The sequence below is a fragment of the Streptomyces sp. NPDC023573 genome (assembly GCF_055559735.1).
Map to the genome: position 1 here is coordinate 180743 of NZ_JBVHKB010000012.1, position 6000 is coordinate 186742.

At 69.4% G+C, this 6000-nt stretch carries 6 protein-coding genes; all 6 read right to left on the minus strand.

Annotated features, from left to right (window positions below; translation table 11 throughout):
- Positions 1–9: 9 nt before the first annotated feature.
- On the minus strand, positions 10–537 hold the full coding sequence (locus tag ACZ32T_RS31505; protein ID WP_467267618.1) for a hypothetical protein: 528 nt from the start codon (positions 535–537) through the stop codon (positions 10–12).
- A gap of 343 nt (positions 538–880) precedes the next feature.
- Positions 881–2260, minus strand: a complete 1380-nt coding sequence (locus tag ACZ32T_RS31510; protein WP_467370473.1) for a GH1 family beta-glucosidase — start codon at positions 2258–2260, stop codon at positions 881–883.
- Between the two features lie 9 nt (positions 2261–2269).
- Positions 2270–3124, minus strand: coding sequence for a carbohydrate ABC transporter permease (locus ACZ32T_RS31515; protein ID WP_467267614.1), 855 nt, complete (start codon positions 3122–3124; stop codon positions 2270–2272).
- A gap of 5 nt (positions 3125–3129) precedes the next feature.
- Complete coding sequence (locus ACZ32T_RS31520) at positions 3130–4101, minus strand: carbohydrate ABC transporter permease (RefSeq protein ID WP_467267612.1); 972 nt, start codon at positions 4099–4101, stop codon at positions 3130–3132.
- An 11-nt stretch (positions 4102–4112) separates the two neighbouring features.
- Entirely contained in the window at positions 4113–5375 is a 1263-nt protein-coding gene (locus ACZ32T_RS31525) for an ABC transporter substrate-binding protein (RefSeq protein ID WP_467370477.1), read from the minus strand.
- Between the two features lie 145 nt (positions 5376–5520).
- The coding region (locus ACZ32T_RS31530) for an apurinic/apyrimidinic endonuclease family protein (protein ID WP_467370480.1) at positions 5521–6000 on the minus strand (480 nt) is incomplete at its 5' end.

Sequence of the window (6000 nt, forward strand, 5' to 3'; positions counted from 1 at the left end):
GCGGTGCGCTCACGCGCACAGCACGCGGGTCTCGGGCGTGTAGACCGGACCGCTGCTGAGGCTCGTGCTGTCGCTGAACTCGGCGTAGAAGTACGAGTAGAAGCCGATGTTGCCGTTGCAGCCCGAGTCGGCGGCGACCTGCAGGGTCAGGGTGACGGTGCGGCTCTGGCCGGGCGGGATGGTGGTGCCGTAGTTGCCGCCGAGATTCGCCGGCCCGGTACCGGAACAGGGGACGGCTCCCGTGTCCGTCGCCACGCTGCACCCGGTGAAGCTGTACGAGAGGTCGGGGCGCTGGGTGGTCAGCCAGGTCGGGTCGATGGTCTGGTAGACGAACCAGATGTCGTACGTGTGGTTGTTCTGCATCGTCATGGACAGGTTCACCGTCCCGCCGGGCGTGGTGGTCGCGGCGTCGGTGCTGAACGACAGCTCGGCCGTGGCCGGGTCGGCGGCGCTCGCGGCGGGCGCCAGGCCGAAGAGGGTGAGGGCGAGAGCGATGACCGTGGCAAGACCGAAGCGTCTCGTGCGAGTGAGTCTCATGGCCCGGGAGATTAGGCACGCCCCGGACGCATCGTCTGCACCCATGGGCACGCCATGCACACAGGACGGCTGAAAGTGGTCGTGCGGTGAAGGTCTCGTGCAGAGCCTTCACATAGAGGCCCGGGGGGCCTCCCGCGCACTTCAACGCCCTGGCACGGTGCGGATACGGAGCGTGTCCGCGAGTGTCCTCGCCGAAGCCGCGCACCGAGCGGCCAATGGCGGATTCCCGGCGTCTCGTGACCGCGCCACGGCTCGACGCGGGGGCGGCCGGCGGCCCCGGCACATGCCACGGGGCGTACTCGCGGTGCCGCACGCGTACGCCCCTCGGGTCGAGCTCGGACGATCAGGCCTTGTGTGCCGCGATCAGCTGCTGATACCAGCGGTAGCTGTCCTTCGGGGTGCGCTCCAGGGTGTCGTAGTCGACCCGGATGATCCCGAACCGCTTCGCGTAGCCCAGCGCCCACTCGAAGTTGTCCAGCAGCGACCACACGTAGTAACCGCGTACGTCGACACCGGCGTCCATCGCCGCGCGCAGCGCCGTCAGATGGGTGCGCAGGTACTCCACCCGGTCCGCGTCGTGAACGGAACCGTCCGCCTCGACGCTGTCGAACTCCGCCGAGCCGTTCTCCGTGATGTGCACCGGCGGCAGGGCGTCGCCGTAGGTCTGCTTCAGCACGGTCAGCAGATCGGTGAACGACTCCGGGACGACCGGCCAGCCCATGGCCGTCTTGCGGACGTCCGGGTAGTTCCCCTCCGCGTAACGGTTGTCCGTGGCCACGCGCAGCGCCGGGTCCGCCTCGCGGTGCGGGGCGGCGGCGACCACGATCGGCCGGTAGTAGTTGATGCCCAGGAAGTCCATCGGCTGGGAGATCAGCTCCAGGTCGCCCTCGCGGCGGAAGTCCTGGCCGGTGATCAGCTCGCCCCAGGTCTCCTCCTCCGTGGCCGGGTAGCGGCCCGCGAGGATCGGCTCGGTCCACACCAGGTTGTGCTGGGTGTCCGCGCGGACGACGGCGGCGAGGTCGGCGTCCGACTCCGTGGCCGGGACGTTGCGGTCCAGGTTGAGCGTGATGCCCGCCTCGCGGACGCCCGCCGCGCGCAGCGCGGTCATCGCGTGCCCGTGGCCGACCAGCAGGTGGTGCGCGGCGGCCAGGGCCCCGCGGCCCTCCTTGGCGCCCGGCGCGTGCCGGCCGACGGAGTAGCCGAGGAACGCGCTGCACCAGGGCTCGTTGAGGGTGATCCAGCGCGGCACCCGGTCACCCAGGTGCTCGGCCATGATCGCCGTGTACTCGCCGAAGCGCTCCGCCGTCTCCCGTACGCGCCAGCCGCCCTTGTCCTCCAGGGCCTGCGGCAGGTCCCAGTGGTAGAGGGTGGCGGCCGGCTCGATGCCCGCCTCCAGGAGCGAGTCGACGAGCCGGGAGTAGAAGTCCAGCCCCTTCGGGTTGACCGCCCCGCTGCCCGTGGCCTGGATCCGGGACCAGGCGATGGAGAAGCGGTACGACTCCACGCCCAGGTCGCGCAGCAGCGCCACGTCCTCCGGGTAGCGGTGGTAGTGGTCGCACGCCACGTCGCCCGTGTCGCCGCAGTCCGTCCGGCCGGGCGTGTGGCTGTAGGTGTCCCAGATGGACGGGCCGCGGCCGTCTTCCTCCACGGCGCCCTCGATCTGGTACGAGGCCGTGGCCGCGCCGAAGACGAAACCGGGCGGGAAGACCGGGAAGTCACTCATGGAGAACCCTTACTTGACCGAGCCGCCGGTGATTCCGGCGGCGATGTACTTCTGGGACAGGACGAGGAGGACCGCGGCGGGCACGGCCGACAGCACGGACGCGGCCATGACCGAGCCCCAGTCGCCGACGTGCGCGCCGATGTACTGGTAGATGCCCAGGGTGATCGGCTTGACGTCGTCCGTCGTGTTCAGCGTGAGCGCGAACATGAAGTCGCTCCACGCGTAGAGGAACGAGAACAGCCCGGCGGTGATCAGCGAGTTGCGGCTCATCGGCAGGACGACCTGGACGAACGTACGGACGCGGCCCGCGCCGTCCACCTCGGCGGCCTCGATGACCTCGCGCGGGATCGACACCATGAACGACCGCATCAGCACGATCGCGAAGGGGATGCCCAGCGAGGCGTCCGCCAGCATCAGGCCGAAGTAGGAGTTGACCAGGCCGAGGTCCACGTACGCGCTGTACAGGGCGTTGGCGATGACGATGCCCGGCACCATCTGGGTGATGAGCGTGCCGAAGACGATCGTCTTGCCGCCGCGCACCTTGAACTGCGCGAGGCCGTACGCCGCCGGCGCGGAGATCGCCAGGCAGATGGCCACGGCGCCGAGCGCCACGGCCAGCGAGGTCAGCAGGTTGCCGCCCTGCTCCGTGATGGCGGAGGTGAAGCCGGAGAAGTCGACGCCCGTGGGGACCGGGCCCACGTCGACCAGGCTCGCGTCCGGCTGGAGGGCGGTGTTGATCATCCAGTACAGCGGGAACAGCATGACCGCGAGGACGACGACGCCGAAGACGGTCGCACCCCAGCGGCGCTTGGGCCGGTGGACGGCGGGTGCCGGGGCGGCGGGGATCTGGGTGGTGGTCGCCATGCCGGTCACTTCCCCTCGTTGCGGTTGACCCGCAGGTAGAACACCGCGAAGACGGCGGAGATCAGGATCAGGATGTTGCCGACCACGGCACCGGCCCCGAAGTCCATCTGGACGAAGGAGTTCTGGTACGTGAGCGTGCCGAGCGTCTGCGTGGAGTCGGCGGGCCCGCCGTCGGTGAGGGCGAGGACGAGGTCGAGGATCTTGACCGTCGACATGAAGCCGAGCACCAGCACCACGGTGATGACGGGCTTGAGCATGGGCAGGGTGACCGAGCGGAACGTACGCCAGGCGGACGCGCCGTCGAGCGCGGCGGCCTCGCTCAGCTCCTTCGGGACCTCCTGGAGGCCGCCGTAGAGGATCACCATGTTGAACGGGATGCCGATCCAGATGTTCACCAGGATCACCGAGACCAGCGCCATGCTGGTGCTGGTCAGCCAGGGCGTGTCACCGGGCAGGCCGACGGTGCCCAGGAAGGAGTTGAGGACACCGGTGTCCTGGTCGAAGATGCGCCGCCAGACGATGCCGGAGACGACCATCGGGACCAGCCACGGAAGCAGGATCAGCGAGCGCAGGATCCCGTTGAGCGGGAAGCGGCGGGTGAAGAAGACGGCGAGGGCCAGACCGATGCAGAACTGGCCGACGAGCGATCCGACGGTGAAGAGGATCGTCTGCCAGAGCGCCTTGCCGAACAGCCCGTCGCTGAAGACGTTGCTCCAGTTGTCCGTGCCGTTGAACGGCGCCTCGCCGGTGAAGAAGGTGGACGGCGAGTAGTCCTGGAAGCTCATCACGATGTTGCGGACGAGCGGGTAGCCGAAGAACAGCGCCATGAAGATCACGGCGGGGGCGATGAACCCCCACTGGGCCAGCGACTTGCGCCGCTTGGCGCTCCGCGGGTTCACGGGCTTCCTGACCGCACCGGCCGCGGGGGCCTTCGGGCCGGCCGTCGGCGCGGCGGCTGAGGCTGTGGTGGATGACATGGTTCGTTACCTCAGTTCCCGCTCGTGACCTGCTGCTGGGCACGCTTCAGAGCGGCCTCGCTGGATTCGCCGGTGAGCGCGGACTGGAAGGCACTCTGCAGGGCGAGCGACACCGACGACCACTGCGCACCGACCTTCGCCGTACGCGACCGGGCCGTCGAGACCTGTCCGGCGAGCGCGGCCAGCTCCGGGACCTTCTTGCGCCACTCGGCGGCGGCCTTGGTGTTAGCCGGGACCATCCAGCTGTTCAGGGCGTAGGTGATCTCCTCCTGCTCGCCCGACATGCAGCCGATGATCTTGGCCGCCGTCTTCTCGCGCTCGGTGTCGCCGGTGTTCGGCACGGTGAGCACACCGCCGCCGAGCGGGCCGACCGAGTCGTCGCCCGCCTCGGGCACCGGGATCTCGGCGATGCCCCAGTTGAGCCCCTTCTTGGAGTTCAGGGTCTCGACCTGCCACGGGCCGTTGATCATCATGGCCGCGTTGCCGGCCATGAACTGGTCGTTCACGTCGGCCTGGGTCCAGTTGACCGTCGACTTGGAGAGCGAGCCGTCCTTCAGCAGCGCCTTCCAGTAGTCCAGCGCCCCGGCGACCTCGGGGGTGTCGAGCTTCGACTCGTCGCCGCCGTTGGACCACATGAAGGGGGTGAACTGGAAGACGCCGTCCTCCGCGCCGCCCGCGCTCAGCGCCAGGCCGTACCGCTTGCCCTGGGTCAGCTTCTTGGCCGTCGACTGCATCTCGGCCCAGGTGGTGGGCACCTCCAGGCCGGCCTTGTCGAGGGTGTCCTTGTTGTAGAACAGCGCCAGGGTGTTCACCGTGCGCGCGGCCCCGTAGTACTCCCCGTCGAACGAGCCGAAGTCGACGATCCCCTCGGGGATGTCCGTCGTGGTCAGCCCGAGGTCCTTCAGCGGGATCAGCCCGCCGGCCTCGGCGAAGGTCGGCATCTCGGAGGCGTCCAGCTGGAGGACGTCCGGCAGCGACTTCGAGGACGCCATGCGCAGCGCCTTCGTCATCAGCTGCGCGGCCGGCACGCTCTGCTGCTCGATGGTGATCCCGAGCTTCTTGCTGCAACGCTCGAGGGTGTCACCGTCCCAGCGGTGGTACGACTCGTCGGTCGAGGAGTTCATGACGGTGTAGACGTCGTCGTCGCGCTGCTGACCGCACCCCGACAGGACGGTGCCGGCGACGATCGCGGAGACGACGGTGAGAGGGACGGCGATCCGCCTGCTGCGACGGGTACGGCGTCCGGTCCGCCCGTCGGGGGAAGGTTCTGTCACGGTGGTGCCCTTGCGGTGAGAGGGGGGCCGGGACCCATGGGAACGCTCCCACGGGATGCTCGTCAAGCCCCTGCGTGGATCCGGCGGTGTCACGGCGGGGGAGGCTGCGGGGTGTCCGGCGGCGGGCCGCCGGACACCAGGGCCGTCAGCGGACGCCGATGAGGTGTTCCATGGCGAGCTGGTCGAGGGCTTCGAAGGCCATGGAGCGTTCGGCGGCGGCGGTCGCGTCGAAGTCCTCGTAGGCGGACCTGTCGGCGAGGAGGGCCTTGAGGCCGTCGTCGGCGGTGGGGCGGGCGAGTTCGTCGAGGCGGGAGGCGGTGAGGGCTTCCTGGACGGCGGGGTCGGCGCGGAAGGCGGCGGCGCGCTCCTTGAGGATGAGGTAGTTGCGCATGCAGTTCTTCGCGGACTCCCACACGCCGTCGATGCCGTCGGTGCGCACGGGCTTGAAGTCGAAGTGGAGGGAGCCGTCGTAGCCGGCGGTCTCCAGCAGGTCGACGAGCCAGAACGCCTGGCGCAGGTCGCCCGCGCCGAAGCGGAAGTCCTGGTCGTACTTGATGCCGGACTGGCCGTTGAGGTCGAGGTGGAAGAGCTTGCCCGACCACAGGGCCTGGGCGATGCCGTGGGG

Coding starts and splice junctions, on each gene's coding strand:
- ACZ32T_RS31505 (WP_467267618.1), bottom strand. CDS start 537: ATGAGACTCACTCGCACGAGACGCTTCGGTCTTGCCACGGTCATCGCT.
- ACZ32T_RS31510 (WP_467370473.1), bottom strand. CDS start 2,260: ATGAGTGACTTCCCGGTCTTCCCGCCCGGTTTCGTCTTCGGCGCGGCC.
- ACZ32T_RS31515 (WP_467267614.1), bottom strand. CDS start 3,124: ATGGCGACCACCACCCAGATCCCCGCCGCCCCGGCACCCGCCGTCCAC.
- ACZ32T_RS31520 (WP_467267612.1), bottom strand. CDS start 4,101: ATGTCATCCACCACAGCCTCAGCCGCCGCGCCGACGGCCGGCCCGAAG.